Genomic DNA, 17,242 nt, shown 5'->3' on the forward strand with positions numbered 1-17,242 from the left:
AAATTTATGTGCTGCGATACGATTAAGCATCGCATAAAATTAGGTTGGTTACCTATCCTAACAGGTTGTAAAAGCCTGTTAGGAATTTTTTCAAACCAATTTAATTAAGATTTATTTTTTTTTGCCACAGATTAAAAAGATTAACACAGATTAGTATCTGCATAAAAAATCATTTTTAATCCTTTAATCTGTGGCAAAAAAAACGCAGCGGTTAATTTCTGCTAAAAACAACTAACTAACCAAAAAACAACGCTTATGAAAAACCTGAAAATTTTAATTCTCATACTGGTATTTCAAACCAAACTCTTTAGTCAGGAATCGCCAAAACGAGAAATGCGAGCGGCATGGATTTCTACCGTTGATAATATCGACTGGCCTTCAAAACCCGGATTATCAGACAAACAGATGAAATCTGAAATGATTACTATTTTAGATAATCTGCGATCAAATAATCTTAATACTGTAATTTTTCAAATCCGCCCAACTGCCGATGCGTATTACAAATCGACAAAAGAACCTGCATCACATTGGATTACAGGAACTCAGGGCGTTGCTCCGGGATTTGATCCGCTGCAATTAATGATTGACGAAGCCGGAAAAAGAGGAATGAATGTTCACGTTTGGCTGAATCCATATCGTGTTCAAAAAGACACTGTAAAAGAAGTACTCGCTAAAACCCATTTATATTTTAAAAAACCGGAATTATTTTTAACCTACGGAAAATCAAGATATTTTAATCCGGGTTATAAAGAAACCAGAGATTTTGTTGCTTCGGTTGTAGGAGAAATTGTTCGAAAATACGACATTCAGGCCGTACACATGGACGATTATTTTTATCCCTATAAAATTGCCGGACAGGAATTTCCAGATGAAAAAGCTTTTGCAAAAGAACCGCGTCAGTTTAAAGACAAAGACGACTGGCGAAGAGATAATGTCGATTTGATAATCAAACAAATTCGTGATACTATAATTGCCAATAAACCGGAAGTTGAGTTTGGAATTTCGCCTTTTGGCGTTTGGAGAAATAAAGACAAAGATGCTGACGGATCTAACACTGTGGCCGGACAAACCAATTATGACGATTTGTATGCCAATATTTTAAAATGGCAGAAAGAAAACTGGATCGATTACATAACACCGCAATTATACTGGCACATAGGTTTTGACAGAGCTAATTTTGAAGTTTTGGCAAAATGGTGGGCAACACACAAATACGGAGCAAATGTGTATGTAGGTCATGGCGATTACAAAATTTCTACAACAGCCAAAGAACCGGAGTGGAAAAGTCCCGATCAAATTGTAAAACAGATTGAAATGATCCGCACAATGCCTTTAATAGACGGTTCGATGCATTTTACGGCTTCGACTTTTCTTAAAAAAGGCGATACGCTCCGAAATCCGCTTATTCAAAAACCCTATAAATATATTGCCTTAACTCCAGAAGCAAACCGAATTATAAGGCTGAAACCGCAGCCGCCAACAAATGCTTTTATTGTTAAAAAAGGAGAAAAAGCAGTGCTGAGCTGGAAAGCAGAAATGTACGATAAAAAATACGTGATTTATAAATTTCCAAAAGGTAAAATAACTGATTTCTCTAATCCGACGAATATTTACTACGTAACATCCGAGACAAAATTAGAAGTTGCAAATCCGGATTTGGAAAACTATGTCTATGCCGTTTCTGCCTTAAGCCAGACACAAACGGAAAGCGTTCCAATCGAATTTTCAACAAAATAAAAATATAAAGAAATGAGAAAAAGTATTCTTCTAATTGCCATATTTCTAAGTTCACTGCCTTTTTTACAAGCCCAAAAATTAGATATAATTCCAAAACCTGTATCGATTCAGCAAAATGCCGGACAGTTTGTTCTGCCTTCACCATTAAAAGTTGTGGCAGATAAAAAGCTAAAAAATAGTATTGATTACATTTCTGCCAATATTTCAAAAAATACAGGAATAAATCCAGTTGTTTCAGTTGGAAAAAAACACGGAAAAAACACGATTTCATTTCTGGTTGATACCAAATTAGATCTTCCAAATGACGGTTATCAATTGGAAATAAATGAAAAAGGAATTTTTGTAAAAGGAAAAACGGCAAACGGTGTTTTAAACGGATTTCAGACTCTGTTACAGATTTGTTCTGCAAAAGAGGTAAAAAAAGGAACCGTTCCGTTTGTAAAAATAGAAGATTACCCTCGTTTTGAATGGCGCGGTATGATGCTCGATTGTTCGAGACAGTTTTTTGATAAACAAACCGTTAAAAATTATATTGACTGGCTTGCAGCACATAAAATGAATATTTTTCACTGGCATTTAACAGATGATAACGGCTGGAGAGCCGAAATTAAATCTATGCCAGATCTTACTTTAAAAGGTGCATGGAGAGGACCGGGAGAAGTTTTACTGCCATCTTATGGTTCTGGTGATAAACGTTACGGCGGTTTTTATACACAGGACGATATGAAAGAAGTTGTTGCTTATGCATCGGCGCGAGGTATTTCGATCATGCCTGAAATTGAAATTCCGGGACATTCGCGTGCTGTAACGGCTTCATATCCAGAAGTAGGATGTGCTATAACACAGGAACTTAAAAGTGTACAGGGAGAAGTGAAAAATGTTTGGTGTGTGGGGCGTGAAGAAAATTACGATCTTCTTGATTCGATTATTAGGGAAATTTCGGGACTTTTTCCATTCGAATATATTCATGTGGCAGGAGACGAAGTTAATCGTGCCAATTGGGAACATTGTCCGAAATGTCAGGCTTTAATGGCGAAAGAAGGTTTTACCGATAGTTTTCAGCTTCAAAATTATTTCTTTAGAAGAGTTCAGAAAATAGCCGATAAATACCATAAAAAAACCGACGGCTGGAACGAAATTTTAAAAGGAGGAGAAATCGATCCGAATACTTTAATTTCTGCATGGCAGGGAATCAGTTACGGAATTGAATCGGCAAAAAAGGGATATCAAACTATTATGATGCCGGGACAATATACCTATTTTGATATGGCACAATCTGAGACTGAACGCGGTCATCGATGGGCAGCTATTACAGATACTAAAAGAGCCTATTCGTTTGAGCCAATTCCAAATGATGATTTAACGCCGGAAGAGCAAAAAAATATAAAAGGTGTTCAGGGGGCTTTGTGGAGCGAATATCTGGATCGTCCGGCAAGAATTATGGAATATCAAAGTTATCCCAGAATCAGTGCGTTATCTGAAATTGGATGGACTAAAAAAGAAGATAAAAACTGGGATGATTTTTACGGAAGATTAACTCACAGCCACTTAAAACGTCTGGCTGATATGGGAATTGCTTTTAGGGATTTTCCGCCTTCGGCAATTTATCAAAACGGAATTATTACCGTAACACCGCCTTATGAAAATGCGGTTGTGCGTTATGATGCACAAGGAAATGAACCAACAAGAAATTCGCCTTTATATTCCAAACCAATCCAGACAAAAGATTACGAAAACTATTTGTTCCGTACTTTTTTTAATGAAGATATTGCAAGTCCTGCGGTAAAAGTAGAAAAACTGCCTGTAGCAGAATGGAGCACTTCAACAGCAGAAATTTTAACTATTTCTAAGAATATTTCAGAGCATGTAGATAAAAACGGCATTTGGTATTTAACTTTTACGCCAACTGCAGACGGAGCTTCAAACGGCGCTATAAGAACGGTTTCGCTTTTTGAAAATGATAAACTGATTCAAACTTTCCCGGAAGAAAAAACGTTGAAATCAAAGCCTCGTCTACGATTTGTAATTCAAAATTACAATGAAAAAAATACGTATCGTTTAAATTTTACGGTTGAAAATAAAGAGGCCAAAGAATCTTCGGCTAAAGTCAATTTTAATTGCTCACCGTATTTAGAACCGCAGGTAAAAGTAACATCATCGATGGTCGAAAATCCGAAGTTTCCAATTGCAAATTTAGAAGATTACAATATCGAAACCTATCTGCGTACCGATGTGGCGTGCGCTAATGGAGACTGGATTTTATACACATTTACAAATCCTGTAGTTGCATCTAAAATTGATGTTTTAACCGGAATTCCGCATCATCCAAGATTCATTGTAAACAATGGTTATGTTGAATACTCATATGACGGAATCGATTTTATAAAAGGCGATGCCTTTGATTATGGAAATGCTTCAATTTTTCCAAAACAGCCTGTAAAAGCGGTTCGAATTCAAATTACAGGAACCAATAATGAGCCTTTGATGGCAGGACAGGACTTAAAAATTAATCCATAAATTATGAAAAAGATACTCTTTAGCATCATCATTATTTGTTTTGTTTTTTTTTTTTTGGGTATGAGTTTTTATTCGTCTAAAAAAATAAATAGTGACGGCAACAATAAAGAAAATGAAGCCTACATCGATTCGATGATGCAGAATGCACTAGAAAAAGGCTTTTTTCCTGGAGCGCAAGTTATTGTTGGTACAGGAGATTTTAATTTGATTTCTAAGAATTACGGTTTTCATGATTATACCAAAAAACAATTGGTAAAATCAGAAGATGTTTTTGATTTGGCTTCGATGTCTAAAGTTTTAGGAGCGACATTGGTAACCATGCGTTTGGTTGGCGATGGAAAATTAAAGCTTAAGGACCAAGTTGGTGAAATTGTTCCGATGTACAAAAACACAGCGATTTCTGATTTGACGCTTTTTGAATTGCTAACACATACTTCTGGACTAACGCCAAGCATTACTTTTTATCAAGCATTGCTTTCTACACCAGATAATTCGCCTTTATTGAGCAAGGAAAAATCAGAGCAATATGTTGAGCCGTTTGATGTTATGTATGTCAATAAAATATCGTTTACGATTCAAAATATCTTGCTTTTGAACCGAAAGAAAATTGGGTTCAGATTTATAAAAATATGTGGCTGAATCCAGAATTTTATCCATCGGTTTATGAGAGAATTGCAAAAGCAAATACCAATCCGAGAGGGAAATATTTGTACAGCGATTTAAACTTGCTTTTGGTGAAGCAAATGATAGAAACTAAAACAGGAAAGAAATTAGATCAATTTACAAATGAAATTTATATGGAATTAGGCATTTCAAAAATTGGATATAATCCGCTAAAATGGACTTCGATTGATAATGTAATGCCCACTGAAGTAGATAATCTTTTTAGAAAAGACACTATAAAAGGTTATGTGCACGATGAAGCCGCAGCGATTTTTGGAGGCGTTTCCGGAAATGCAGGCTTATTTGCTAATGCAGAATCGATTGCTGTTATCTGCAAAATGCTGATGAATAACGGAATTTATAAAGGAAAACAAATTCTTAAAGCCAATGTTGTAAAAGATTTTACAGATTCTCCTTTAACAAAAAACGGCATTTATCGCGGTTTAGGTTTTGATAAAAGAAAACCAGACGAATTTTTTACTAAAGACGATTTCGGACATACTGGTTTTACAGGAACGTTTTTCTTTATGAACAGAAACACCAACCGATTTTTAATTATTCTGACAAATCGTGTAAATCCAACGAGAACCAACAGATTAATGTATAAAGACGATTTTAGTGCCAAAATCTGGAAGCAGATTAATAAGTATTAACAGCCACAGATTAAAATGATTTTCACAGATTTCTATTTTTATTTTGCCACGAATTGCACAAATTTTCCCGATTGATTTGTGTTAATTAGTGTAATTCGTGGCAAAAAATCATTTGAATCCTTTTAATCTGTGGCAAAAAAATATAATCGATATGAAAAAACTAATCCTAATTTGTGTTTTAATAACAACAGTTTCGTTTGCACAGATAAAAACCGGAGCGCAGAATTACACTGAATATCTGCCTTTACTAAAAGGGAAAAGAGTTGGTGTTGTAACTAATCAAACCGGAATTATTGACGAGAAAACCCATTTAGTTGATTTTTTGGTTCAGAAAAATATCAAAATCAAAACCATTTTTGCTCCAGAACACGGATTTAGAGGCACCGCCGATGCCGGAGAACATGTATCTGACGAAATAGATGCAAAAACAGGTTTGTCGATTACATCACTTTACGGAAAAAATAACAAACCCACTCCAGAACAGTTAAAAGATATTGATATCATGGTTTTTGATCTTCAGGATGTGGGCACAAGATTATATACTTACGTTTCTACAATGCACAGAATTATGGAAGCCTGCGCAGAGAATAATGTTCCGCTGATTGTACTGGACCGTCCAAATCCAAATATTGCGATTGTCGACGGTCCGGTTTTGGACATTGCTTTTCAAAGCGGTATCGGGATGCATCCAACACCTTTGCTTCACGGAATGACTTTGGGAGAAGAAGCGAAAATGATTAACGGCCAGAAATGGCTGAAAAATGGCGTTCAGTGTAAGTTAACAGTAATTCCGTGTTTGAATTATGACAGAAAAATGAGTTACAGTCTTCCGGTAAGACCTTCGCCAAATTTACCAAATGATCAATCGGTTAATTTATATGTTAGTTTGTGTCTTTTTGAGGGAACAAATGTCAGTATGGGGCGCGGTACAGAAAAACAGTTTCAGATTTATGGTTCTCCGTTTCTGCCAAAAGGGAGTTTTGCTTTTACGCCAAAACCAAATTTTGGCGATAAAGATCCGCTTTACAACGGAAAAGAATGTTATGGAGAAGATTTATCGGCGATTCCGAAAATTAATAGACTCGAAATTAAATGGCTTATTAAAGCCTATCAGACAACAGCCGATAAATCTAAATTTTTCGACAAAAGAAAGTTTTCGATTAGAGCCGGAAATGAAAAACTGCAACAGCAAATTGAAGCCGGAATTTCTGAAGAAGAAATACGAAACAGCTGGCAGGAAGGTTTAAAAAACTTTAAGAAAATGAGAGCACCGTATTTAATTTATCGTTAAAAAAGCATTTGTCAAATGGCAATTAATAAATAGGCCGAAATGTTTTTTGTACCTTTATTTTTAAGATGAAAAGAAGGTTTTGTATATCCGGTTTTCTTCAAAAAAAATAAAGAATTAAAAAGCGTTTCGGCCTAAAAACAAAAATAATGACAGAAGAGCAAGATAATCAAGCAATAAAAAAGGTATTACCTGTTATTTTAGCGACTTCTATTTTTATGCAGATGCTCGATTCTACCATTTTAAATACTTCACTGCCATCTATTGCCAGAGATCTGCACGAATCACCCCTGGATATGCAGAACGCGATTATTAGTTATGTTTTAACGTTGGCGCTTTTTATGCCGGTAAGCGGTTTTTTATCGGATAAATTTGGAACCAGGAAAGTCTTTATTATTGCTTTGGTTTTATTCAGTCTTGGATCTTTATTTTGTTCTCTTTCTCAAAACCTTATGCATTTAGTTTTGGCGAGAATTGTTCAGGGAGTGGGCGGAAGTTTAATGACGCCTGTAGGAAAGCTGGCTCTTATTAAAACATTTCCAAAAAATGAATTGCTCAAAGCGATGAATTTTGCCATTATTCCCGCGCTTATTGGTCCCGTTTTAGGACCATTAGTAGGAGGTTATATGGTTGATTATTTATCCTGGCACTGGATATTTTTAATCAATATTCCGTTTGGACTTATCGGTATTCTTTTAAGTTTAAAATACATGCCCAATTATAAATCAAAAATAATCGATTTTGATTTAAAAGGCTTTTTCATATTTGCTGCGGCTTCACTTTTATTATCTATTTCGCTGGAATTATTTGGAAACACAGTTAGAGTTTCGCCGGTTTTAATGATTTTAATGTCGGGATTTTTAATGCTGTATTGGTATTACCGTCATGCTTCAAAAGATAATAATCCCATTTTTCCGCTTAACTTATTTCAGGTACGAACATTTAGAGTGGGTATCGTTGGTAATTTGGCTACAAGGCTCGGAATTAGTTCTATTCCGCTATTATTACCAATGATGATTCAGATTGCTTACGGACAATCGGCAGTTGTATCCGGATGGATTGTGGCGCCAATGGCTCTCACGGCAATGTTTGGGAAATCTGCGGTAATTGGTATTCTGAATAAATTTGGATACAGAAAAACGTTAATGGTCAACACGTTTATTATTGGAGCTTTAATTTGTTGTCTGGCTCTTCCTTCTATTCATACTTCTATTTATTGGTATGTTCCTATTATTGCGATATTAGGGTTTTTTAACTCCATACAATTTACTTCTATGAATTCTATTTCTATTGCTGATTTAAGGCAGTATCATACCAGCAGCGGTAATTCGCTTATTTCAGTTAATCAACAGCTGGCTATTGGTTTTGGTATTGCATTTGGTCTGTTGGTTTTAAAAGTTTTTCAGGGCGATGTAAAATTGATTCACCACGAAATTCATAATGCTTTTAGATATACTTTTTTAATTGTAGGTTCGCTGACTATTCTTTCCGGATTCGTTTTTAGAAGATTACATTTTAAAGACGGAGATAATTTAAAACCAGCTAATTAATCAAAAATATAATTTAACTTAACCAGTTTACATTAAAAACTATAATGACTACAAACAATTCTTCTGTTACTATTTTACAAACCAAACAACATTTTGATATTTTAGACGGCCTTAGAGGCGTCGCCGCTCTTGCCGTTGTAATTTTCCATTTTATGGAATGGATTTTTACCGACCCTTCAAAAAACTTTATCGGACACGGATTTTTGGCTGTGGATTTCTTTTTCTGTCTTTCGGGATTTGTAATTGGATATGCTTATGATGATCGTATTGCCAAAATGGGACTTCGCAATTTTTTTATTTCCAGAATTATCAGGCTTCATCCGCTAGTTGTGGCAGGTTCTGTATTAGGACTGCTGGCATTTTTGTTAGATCCTTTTGGCGGACATCTAGAATTATACAGCACAGGAAAAATTATTCTGGCTTTTGTTTGTTCGCTGTTTATGATTCCTTTACCTGTAATTGCTGATCGTGCTTTTAATTTATTCAGTTTTAATGCTCCAGCCTGGTCATTATTTTGGGAATATATTGCTAATATTATGTATGCTTTTGTACTGTACAGAATTACACGCAGTTATCTTGTGATTTTAACTATACTTTCTGCTTTTGCGATTTGTTATGTTGGTTACAATTCAGGAAATCTGGTAGGAGGATGGAGTGGTCCTACTTTTTGGGATGGCTTTGCCAGAATATCTTATTCTTTTTTAGCAGGACTGCTTATTTACCGTTCAAACTGGATTATTAAAAATAAACTAGGTTTTGGAGGACTTTCAATATTATTGTTATTGGCTTTTATAATGCCTTCTTCAGAATGGAACTGGCTTACAGAACCTTTAGTTGTATTGTTTTACTTTCCGTTGTTAGTGGCTTTGGGTGCAGGATCTGTTTTAAATCCTGCGCTGAAAAAGATTTGTGTGTTTTCCGGAAATATTTCATATCCGCTGTACATGACACATTATGCCGTTTTATGGATGTTTGGAAATTATTATACCAATTATAAACCTGATAATTCGCAGTTAACTTTTATTGTAATATCAGGGGTTATACTGCTTGTTGGATTTGCTTACATTGTAATGGTTGTTTATGATATTCCGCTGAGAAAATATCTAAATGATAAGAGAAAAGCAAAGCTGGCAATGAATAAATAATGAAATAGAATAGAGTAAAAAGAAATAAAAAAGTCCGAAAATAATTTCGGACTTTTTAGTTTTTTAATTTGTGCCTGCCGCACTTTTATCAACAAGAAAGAGCAGTTCTCCAGATTCTGGTTTAATTAACTGCATTGGATAAAGTGAAGGATTATAAGCTCCGGTTGTAACTTCTTTTAAAGCGTGCGTTTTTTTCTCTCCAAAAGCTACTACAACAATTTGTTTTGCTTTGTTAATTAACGGTGCAGTAAGTGTTATGCGGTGCATTTTTTGAGGAGCTAAATAATAAGCATCAACCCATTTGGTTTGTTCGTTTAAAACAGCTTCGCCTGGGAAAAGAGAAGCCGTGTGGCCGTCATCGCCCATTCCTAATAAGATAAGATCAAATTTTCCTTCTTCTCCTAAAATTTTACGAATTGATTCTTCATACGTAACAGCATAATCTTCTGGTGTTACACCATCTTTATACATTTCGAAAATGTTTTCTGCCGGAATAGGAACGTGGCTCAACAATGTAGAATAAGACATTTTTGCATTGCTTAAATCATCGTTAAGAGGAACCCAGCGCTCGTCGCCCCAAAAAATATAAACCTTGTTCCAGTTTATTTTGTTTTTGTAAAGATCAGAAGCCAATAACTTGTAAATTCCTGCCGGAGAAGAACCTCCTGTAAGAACGGCTGTAAATTTCCCTTTTTCGGTAATTGCTTTTTCCGCAGCGGCCACAAAAAGATCGGCTGCTTTTACATTAATTTCTTCTGTATTATTATAAATCTGTATCATCTGCAAGTTCTTCTTTTGTTTGTGTATTCGGAATCCATTTGTGTCCCTGACGAGCCAATAATTCATCAGCTTCTTCAGGTCCCCAGCTTCCTGCTTTGTAATTAGGGAAATTAACAGGAACTGTGTTTTTCCAAACCTGCTGGATTGTATCAATAGCATCCCAGGCTTCTTCTACCTGATCCCAACGCATAAATAGGGTAGGATCACCCAATAATGCATCGGCAATTAAGGTTTCATAAGCTTCCGGTGACATGGTAGAGCAGGAGAAATAATCAAAAATCATTTCTGCTGGTCTTAATGAAAGTGAAAGTCCCGGTTTTTTGGTCATAAACTGCAGTTTAATGTCCATAGCAGGCTGAATATTAATAATCAGTCGGTTTGGTGTCATGCCTTCTTTTCCATAAGAAAATGAAGAATGCGGCACCGGTTTAAACTGAATAATAATAGATGATTGTTTTTCTTCCATTCTTTTCCCTGTGCGCAGGTAAAACGGAATTCCCTGCCATCTCCAGTTATCCAGATAAATTTTCATTGCTACATACGTTTCTGTATTAGAATCTGGAGCAATTCCTTTATCCTGACGGTATCCCGGAACTGGTTTTCCTTTTATAGTTCCGGCATCGTATTGACCTCTTACAATATAGTGGTCAACTTCTTCCGGTTTAATGCGTCGGATAGATTTTAAAACATCGGCTTTACGGTTACGAATATCATCTGCGCTTAAAGAAGCCGGAGCTTCCATGGCAGTCATACATAATATTTGAAGCAAATGGTTTTGAATCATGTCTTTTAAGGCACCAACGCCTTCATAAAAACCGCCTCGTTCTTCTACGCCCACTTCTTCTGCAACGGTAATCTGAACAAAATCAATAAAATTACGGCTCCACAATGGTTCAAACATTGAGTTTCCAAAACGGAAAGCCAAAATGTTCTGAACGGTTTCTTTACCTAAATAATGGTCGATTCTGTAAATCTGTTCTTCTTTAAAAGTCTGCGAAAGCATTTCGTTTAATTCAATCGCCGAAGTTTTATCGTAACCAAAAGGTTTTTCAATAATAATGCGGTCTTGTTTTGGATTTTCGGCAAGACCAATTTTCTTCATATTACTCGAAATAGTAGAAATAAAAGAAGGTGTTATTGAAAGATAAAAAAGACGATTGGCTCGTTCTCCAAAAGCTTCGTCGAAATTTTTGATCTTTTCGTTTAAGCCTAAATACGATTCTTCTTTATCGATATCAAGACTATGATAGGTTATATGAGAAAGAAATTTTTCTGTTTGTGGATCTGAATTTCCTTTTCTTCTCGAAAAATTATCTAAATTTTCTAAGACATAATTGCGGAAATCTTCATTGGTTTTTTCTGCTCTTCCAAGAGCAATAATCTGAAACTTTTCAGACATACGTCCGTCAAGATACAGATTTTGAAATGCGGGAAAGAGTTTTCTCTTTGCCAAATCTCCGGTTCCTCCAAAAATAACAATGATTGTTGGATTTTTTAGTTTATTTTTAGTCATTGTGTGTAGTTGTGTTGCTTTAAGTTGTTTATTCAGCCCATTGTGTGTGGAAAACACCTTCTTTGTCAGTACGCTCGTAAGTGTGCGCTCCAAAGAAATCACGCTGTGCCTGAATTAAATTTGTTGGCAGATTAGCAGATCGGTAAGCATCAAAATAAGCTAACGAATTCATCAATCCCGAAACTGGTAATCCTTTTTGAACCGCAAATTGAATAACAGTTCTCATTCCTGACTGGTTTTCTGTTAGTTTTGAAGCTATTCCAGAATCTAAAAGCAAGTTTGGTAAATCAGTTTTTGCAACAAATGCTTTTCTAAAATCTTCCAGAATTGTAGCACGAATAATACAGCCTCCGCGCCAGATTTTGGCAACCGTTTCCAGATTTAATCCGTAGTTATATTCTTTAGAAGCAGTATGAAGCTGTGCTAAACCTTGTGCATACGTAACTACAATAGAAAAGTATAATGCAGATTTTAATGCCGCAATGGCTTCGTTTGTGTTTACGTTTGTTTCAGAAGTATTCCATGGTAATTTAGAAGCCGCTTCGATTCTTTCAGGTTTTGTTTTAGACATATCGCGCATGTTAACCGCAGCGTCGATAGTAGGAACCGGAACTTGTAAATCCATCGCGTTTTGCGAAGTCCATTTTCCTGTTCCTTTAGATTTTGCCCAGTCTGAAATTTTATTGATAAGAAGACTTCCGTCTTCGTCTTTTTGTTTTAAAATTTTTCCGGTAATTTCAATTAAATACGATCTAAGATCATCGGTCTGGTTCCATTCTTCAAAAGTTTTTTGAATCGTTTCATCATCCAGATTATAACCTCTTTTCATCAGGTCGTAAATCTCAGAGATTAACTGCATAATTCCATACTCGATACCGTTGTGAACCATTTTCACATAGTTTCCGGCAGAACCGTTTCCTAAATATTCTACACAAGGTTCTCCTTCAACTTTTGCTGCAATAGCTTCAAAAATTGGGCGAAGTCTTTCGTATGCTTTCTGGTCGCCTCCCGGCATCATAGCAGGACCAAATCTTGCGCCTTTTTCGCCGCCAGAAATTCCCATTCCAAAAAAGTGGATTCCTTTTTCAGATAATTCCAGAAATCTTCTGTCGGTATCAGTAAAATAAGTGTTACCGCCATCGATTATAATATCGCCTTTGTCTAAATGCGGTAATAAACTTGCAATAGCGCTGTCTACAGGTTTTCCGGCAGGAACTAATAGCATAATCGCTCTAGGCTGCTGAATAAGTTCTACAAAATGTTTTACATCTGTAGTGGCTTCGATGGTGTGATTGGCATCGGCTTCTTGTTGAAGAGAGTTGACTTTTTCGGTATCTAAGTCTAAACCTGCAGCCGCAAAGTTATGGCTGGCGATATTTAAAAGCAGGTTACGGCCCATTACGCCGAGTCCTACAATTCCAAAATCAAATTTGCTCATAGTTTTCAATTAACTAAATTATTAGAAGAATATTTTTTCCGAAAAAAAGTAAGAAAAAAATCAGTAATAATTTTTCAGTCAGTTCTTTGCGGAAAAATAAGTTTGTTTCAATCTTACTTTTTAAGATCGACCGTGCTAAGTTAGAGAAAAATGATGAAAAACTAGGGGTAAAATAGTCCACTTTTAGGGGTTTGTTGTGATACTTTATAAGTATAAAAAACACACTTATTTTGCAGCCGGCGTATTTTAAATGTAAAAAGTGTTGTTCGTTATTTTTACAATTTATTGCCTGAGAGAATGGACTTACTTTCTCAAAAAAATAATAAAAAATCAAAAGAACACTTATTACGCATGTTAATAAAAAACAGATGCCTCATAAAAAAAAGCCTGTAAACTAAAAATTGATTACAGGCTTTTTTCTAGAGTTGCTTATGCTTACTAAATCATTAATTATGTTTTTAAAGTAACATTATAATGAGAATTTTTCGAGTTGTGATTTTAGATATCTGTTTTCATACTCTAATCGTTCAATATATTTTTTCATTACATCGAGTGTAAAATTATTATAGTCATTATTCTGCTTATCGGGATTAATGGGGCTTTTTTCACTATTTAAGATATAGATACCGTCTTCGGGTTCATAAATTGCTTCCATATTTGTTCCTAGAATTTTTGCGAGACTGTGCCATTCACTTTTGGTAATCTTTGTTATACCAGATTCTCTGCGACTGTACTGTGATTGAGTCATTCCTAATAGATGCGCAATTTCTTCCTGCGTCTTATTTGTCTCAATTCGTTTAGAAATAAGTTTTTGTTTAATCATAGAGGTATTATTTGATATTTTTCTTTTTTGGGGTTCTCTCAAAACAGCGCTTTTTCTTGTGGTTTTTCTGACTTAAAGAGGGTGGCAACTTAAAAAATTTTATTTTATCCAAGAAAAAAATCGTAGGATATATAAGATAAAAAAGCACTACAAAAACACATCAAACATTAGAAAAATATTAAATATGTCAGAAATAACATATTTTATGCTGAAAAAAGCATTGTAAGAGAAATATTTAAATTTCAATTTTGGAAAAAATGTAACAAGTGTTAATTTTCTAATGATTTGTGCGCAGAATTGTTTGTTAAATTTTAATACTACATTTTTTAAATAGCTTTATTAACAATAACAAAAAAATCAGATTATGAAAACTCAAAAAATGAGCCTTGCTAACGCACAAGGAAAATTATCAAGAAACGAAATGAAAACAATTATGGCAGGAAGTGGATGCCCATCAGGATCTTTTCCTTGCTATTGTAATAGCCAATTTGTAGGATGCAAAAGCAGTGTACAAGATTGTCTTAGTGCTTGTCCTAGATAATAGTGCATTAACTTGTAAAGTTAATATTTAGTAAAGTGTTTAAATAATTTTAAACGTTTACTGATAATTTAAGCTATAAGCACTATTTAACAATTTTGCTTATAGCTTATTTAATATAAATACATCAGGTAATCACTGGAAAAAATGCTGTTAAATACTCCTTGCCACACAGAAATATAAAATTTTATGAATGAAGATTTTAATTACCTTTTTCAATATTTAGAAAAAGAAAATATAGTTATTGATAAATCTGAATTTGATTTTCAGATACAATCACATCCGGAGTACCCAACTTTATTATCTGTGGTTGATACTTTAAGTTTTTTTAATGTAAAAAATGGTGTTATTCAGGTCGATTTTACAGAAATTGATGCTTTGCCGGATCATTTCATTGCACTGTTAAATCTGGGACAGCAGCAACTTTGTTTTATAGAAAAAAAAGGTGAAAACTATATTTTTAAAATAGGAAACAATACAACTGAAGAGTATACGCTTAGGCCTGAAATGTGGAGCGGTTTTATTTTATTATTAGAAAAATCAGAAAATGAAATACCTCCTGTAGTTTCTGTATCTAAAAGTAATTTTAACTGGGTATTGCCAGTATTGTGTTTGGTTTTCTTTTCTTTTTATTTGTTTTATACACCTGTAAATTTAACGGCTAAATTATTTTTTGTTTTTCCTGCTATTGGAATTTTGTTTTCTATTGCGGCACTCAAGGATTTATTTGGAACAAAAATAAAACTGCTCAATAGTTTTTGTAATATAACTGCATCTACGAGCTGTTCTACGATTGTAAATTCTAGTAAATGGAAAATTTTCGAAATCGTAAATTTTAGTGATTTAAGTGTAGTTTTCTTTACGTCTCAATTAGTAAGTTTTTTTTCGTTGTTACTTCTGGGTGATATAGGAACCTATTTTTCAATACAAAAAGTACTGCTTTTAGCAGCAATTCCTGTTCTGGTCTTGTCTTTATATTTTCAAAAAACTGTAGAAAAAAAGTGGTGTCCAATTTGTCTTCTTATAATGGGAGTCATACTTTTTGAATTGGTTTATTTGTTTGCATTTCAAAATTCAGCTTTGGTTTTTTCTCCGGTTTCTGTCATTGTTTTTGGATTTGTTGTACTTACAGTAATTACCATTTGGATTTCGCTTAAAGAAATACTTACCAAACAAAAAGAATTAAAGGAATATCAACTGAAAGCCATTCGATTTGAAAAAAATTATGATGTATTCAGGAATTCTCTGCTGGCAAAAGAAAAAACCGAGATGATGCAAAGTCCATTGATATTTGGCAACAGAGAAAGTGCAACAAAAATTGTCCTTATATCAAACCCTTTCTGCGGTTATTGCAAAGATGCTCACACAGTTATAGAAACTATTCTGGAGAAATATTCAGATGATGTACAAATAGAACTTATTTTAAAAACAGATTTGGAACGAGAAGATGAAAATTCTGTAAAACTATTTAGAAGTCTGGTAAATATCTATATGTACGAAGGTGAAAGCAGTTTTTTAACAGCACTTCAGGCATGGTTTGAGAATACAAACCTGACAGCATGGTTTGAAAGATTTCCTAGAAATATAACATCAGAATTTGATTCAATGTTTGATTCTCAATACAAATGGTGTGAAGAAAATGATTTTAATTTCACTCCGGCTATTTTTATTAATGGCTATGCATATCCGCGAATGTACGATAGAAAAGTACTGCCGTTTTTTATAAAAGAGTTTGTTGAAGACGAGTTTTAAATATTGAGAAAATGAAATCATTAGCTATACTAACATGCTGGTATGGAAAATATCCGTGGTATTTTCCATACTTTATTCACTCCTGCACATTTAATCCATCTGTAGATTTTTATATTATAACAGACAATACAGACTTCATACCCGGAAAACCGGAAAATGTGATTATTATATATAAAACAAAAGAAGAAATAATTGCCAGTGCTTCTGCAAAATTAGGCTTTACTGTCAATATAGACGATCCGTATAAACTTTGCGATTTTAAACCAGCGTATGGTTTCCTGTTTCCGGAAATTATAAAAGGTTATGATTTTTGGGGGCAGAGCGACCTGGATATTATTTATGGAAATGTCAGGGATTTTATAACAGATGAAATGCTCGATAAGTTTGATTTTATCAGCGTGAGACATGATTATACAACAGGGTGTTTTGCTTTATACAGAAATAATGAAGTTATGAATACTTTTTTTATGAGAAGCAAAGACTACAAGAAAGTGTTTTCTGATTCTAAGCATTATTGTTTTGACGAATGCAGTTTTGCGTGGGATGCGCTGACAGCCGGAATTTCTATTTTTGATTTAGAGACCGAAGTTGAAAGTTTTACGCATCTTATTAAAAAAGCAGAACAGGAAAAGGAAATTGAAGCTCATTTCGATTTTATTCTCCTTGAAGGATTAACCGGCAGAATAACTTTTGATAATGGAAGGATTTACTATAAAAATCAGTTTGAAGGAATAATGTATCATTTGTTTTGGTTTAAAAAAGATTACATACCCGAAAAAACACAGAGAAAAATTCCAGGCAAGTACTATTTAAGTAAAACCAAAATTTATCATTCAAGATAAGTA

The 17,242-nt window shown here is 34.4% G+C and carries 14 protein-coding genes; 10 read left to right on the forward strand and 4 right to left on the reverse strand.

Translation table 11 applies throughout. From position 1 onward, the window contains the following. Positions 1-255: 255 nt before the first annotated feature. The 7 genes from ABD859_RS17475 (at position 256) to ABD859_RS17505 (ending at position 9,553) form a co-directional block, all read left to right on the forward strand. Positions 256-1,737, forward strand: a complete 1,482-nt coding sequence (locus ABD859_RS17475) for a glycoside hydrolase family 10-like protein (RefSeq protein ID WP_345145875.1) — start codon at positions 256-258, stop codon at positions 1,735-1,737. 12 nt (positions 1,738-1,749) lie between these two features. Next, entirely contained in the window at positions 1,750-4,254 is a 2,505-nt protein-coding gene (locus tag ABD859_RS17480; protein ID WP_345145876.1) for a beta-N-acetylhexosaminidase, read from the forward strand. 3 nt (positions 4,255-4,257) lie between these two features. Beyond that, positions 4,258-4,893, forward strand: coding sequence for a serine hydrolase domain-containing protein (locus ABD859_RS17485; protein WP_345145877.1), 636 nt, complete (start codon positions 4,258-4,260; stop codon positions 4,891-4,893). Next, the gene (locus ABD859_RS17490) at positions 4,884-5,570 is read left to right on the forward strand and encodes a serine hydrolase domain-containing protein (protein WP_345145878.1); all 687 of its coding nucleotides are present in this window, start codon (positions 4,884-4,886) and stop codon (positions 5,568-5,570) included. Before ABD859_RS17485 ends, ABD859_RS17490 begins: the two co-directional genes overlap by 10 nt. Before the next feature lie 151 nt (positions 5,571-5,721). After that, positions 5,722-6,861: an exo-beta-N-acetylmuramidase NamZ family protein gene (locus tag ABD859_RS17495; protein WP_345145879.1), complete on the forward strand. Its 1,140-nt coding sequence runs from the start codon at positions 5,722-5,724 to the stop codon at positions 6,859-6,861. A gap of 146 nt (positions 6,862-7,007) precedes the next feature. Beyond that, the gene (locus tag ABD859_RS17500) at positions 7,008-8,408 is read left to right on the forward strand and encodes an MFS transporter (protein ID WP_345145880.1); all 1,401 of its coding nucleotides are present in this window, start codon (positions 7,008-7,010) and stop codon (positions 8,406-8,408) included. A 44-nt stretch (positions 8,409-8,452) separates the two neighbouring features. After that, a complete protein-coding gene (locus ABD859_RS17505) occupies positions 8,453-9,553 on the forward strand; it encodes an acyltransferase family protein (protein WP_345145881.1) in 1,101 nt (366 codons plus the stop codon). Between the two features lie 63 nt (positions 9,554-9,616). Here ABD859_RS17505 and pgl read toward each other — a convergent pair whose 3' ends face one another. The 4 genes from pgl to ABD859_RS17525 form a co-directional block, all read right to left on the reverse strand. Next, positions 9,617-10,333, reverse strand: coding sequence for a 6-phosphogluconolactonase (pgl, locus tag ABD859_RS17510; protein WP_345145882.1), 717 nt, complete (start codon positions 10,331-10,333; stop codon positions 9,617-9,619). Beyond that, on the reverse strand, positions 10,317-11,846 hold the full coding sequence (gene zwf, locus ABD859_RS17515; RefSeq protein WP_345145883.1) for a glucose-6-phosphate dehydrogenase: 1,530 nt from the start codon (positions 11,844-11,846) through the stop codon (positions 10,317-10,319). The genes pgl and zwf overlap by 17 nt, the downstream gene beginning before the upstream one ends. A 28-nt stretch (positions 11,847-11,874) precedes the next feature. Further along, complete coding sequence (gene gndA / locus ABD859_RS17520; protein WP_345145884.1) at positions 11,875-13,284, reverse strand: NADP-dependent phosphogluconate dehydrogenase; 1,410 nt, start codon at positions 13,282-13,284, stop codon at positions 11,875-11,877. Between the two features lie 469 nt (positions 13,285-13,753). Further along, complete coding sequence (locus ABD859_RS17525; protein ID WP_345145885.1) at positions 13,754-14,149, reverse strand: helix-turn-helix transcriptional regulator; 396 nt, start codon at positions 14,147-14,149, stop codon at positions 13,754-13,756. A gap of 322 nt (positions 14,150-14,471) precedes the next feature. On the opposite strand from ABD859_RS17525, the gene ABD859_RS17530 reads away from it, so the two are divergent. From ABD859_RS17530 to ABD859_RS17540, 3 genes are all read left to right on the forward strand, one after another. Then, a complete protein-coding gene (locus ABD859_RS17530) occupies positions 14,472-14,648 on the forward strand; it encodes a hypothetical protein (protein WP_345145886.1) in 177 nt (58 codons plus the stop codon). 186 nt (positions 14,649-14,834) lie between these two features. Next, a complete protein-coding gene (locus ABD859_RS17535) occupies positions 14,835-16,397 on the forward strand; it encodes a thioredoxin domain-containing protein (RefSeq protein WP_345145887.1) in 1,563 nt (520 codons plus the stop codon). Positions 16,398-16,408: 11 nt separating this feature from the next. Beyond that, complete coding sequence (locus tag ABD859_RS17540; RefSeq protein ID WP_345145888.1) at positions 16,409-17,239, forward strand: DUF6625 family protein; 831 nt, start codon at positions 16,409-16,411, stop codon at positions 17,237-17,239. Positions 17,240-17,242 lie beyond the last annotated feature (3 nt).

It is taken from the genome of Flavobacterium ginsengiterrae (assembly GCF_039539785.1).
GTDB lineage: Bacteria > Bacteroidota > Bacteroidia > Flavobacteriales > Flavobacteriaceae > Flavobacterium > Flavobacterium ginsengiterrae.